Annotated in this window: 1 protein-coding gene; it reads left to right on the forward strand. The window is 40.6% G+C overall.

Features of this window, described 5'->3' with window-relative positions; translation table 11 throughout:
- Positions 1 to 193 precede the first annotated feature (193 nt).
- Complete coding sequence (locus UYI_RS0102125) at positions 194 to 1231, forward strand: hypothetical protein (protein ID WP_016865041.1); 1038 nt, start codon at positions 194 to 196, stop codon at positions 1229 to 1231.
- Positions 1232 to 1347 lie beyond the last annotated feature (116 nt).

Raw genomic sequence — 1347 nt, forward strand, 5'->3', positions numbered from 1 at the left:
CTACTAGTTAACGGGATCAAACTGAAGTAGGGTGAAGTTTTTCTAAAACTAACGTGTGTAGCCCATTAACCGCGAAATAATAAGAATAGCTGTGTCTAGTTAGCTTTTTGAGAAGCATTAGCCACGAGTTCTGATGTTTTGTAGTTGGTTGTGTTGCCAAGCTTGAGAGAAGTTTGCTAAAGAGTCTTTTGATATGAATCCTGCCAGCATCGATGAGTGGTTCCCGATTGAACAACAGCGCAAATATGTATCGCAGGTGAAAGGGCGAGTTGGGATAACGCGCCGTCGGGCGGAGTGCTTTGTCAAATTATGGGCTTATTTATTCCTAAAACAGCAGCAAGAATTAGGTAAGCAATTACAGCTACCTTTAACAGAGTTATCTTTACCAGAAGGCTTTGTTGCTTGTACTCATCGCGAAGCCCATGAACTCTTTTATAGTCAGCAAGAACGAGGAAGCGATCGCGCGGCGGGTATGATGATTGATAAACTCGTAGCCTTGGGATTAATTGAGAAAGAGTTTGATGGCAACACTACTTGTATTCGCATTAAATACTTATTGCCAAATCCTTACAATTCTGAAAATACTCAAAAATCAATAGATTTTGTACCAGACAACTTCAATCCCCGCACTGACGCCATCCCCGTTGCAACTTTTTTGGCTCAAAATTACAACTGGATGAACAAAAAAACTACGGCTGTCCCCCAGAGAATAGCAAGAATACTGCGTACCTGGGCAGCCCAATATCCAATATGTATGAGGGTGTTACGTCGCTACGACACTCAAGATCCAGTTGGTTTTTATGTTGTATATCCTACAGCTAGAGAATCTGAAGAAAAATTTTTTCTCCCCCCTAGCAGAAGTCTTCATCTCAGTGCTGCTACAGAAACCGATCCCATCAAAATGGCAACACCAGGGGATATGGATTGTACTTCTGTGTTTGTCCGCAGCTTCCAACTAGATTTGTCCCACCAGCAACATCATCTTTTGTGTCAATTATTAAAAGATGTCCAAAAAACTCTCATACGGATGCAAGCGGATTTTCCTAATCTTTGCGACATGTATACACTCGCCATCCATCCAACTTCAGAAAACTTAGCAACAGCAGTAGGCTTTCGCAAAACAAGTCCAGATCCACAATTATCTCTCTACTGGATGTATTTGGCATTGGATAAATTCTTGGCTCTTGATATCGAGCAAGCAGTGTCAACCCTGAATCTAGATATGAATTAGGGTAAATATCATACCAGAAGTAGAGATTTCTGAAAAGACTTTACAAATCGAAATATGCACTTTAAGATATGTAACAAGGGTAAAAAAACTACCCAAACATCATAAGTAACATCTTC

It is taken from the genome of Fischerella muscicola PCC 7414 (genome assembly GCF_000317205.1).
Classification (GTDB): Bacteria; Cyanobacteriota; Cyanobacteriia; order Cyanobacteriales; family Nostocaceae; genus Fischerella; species Fischerella muscicola.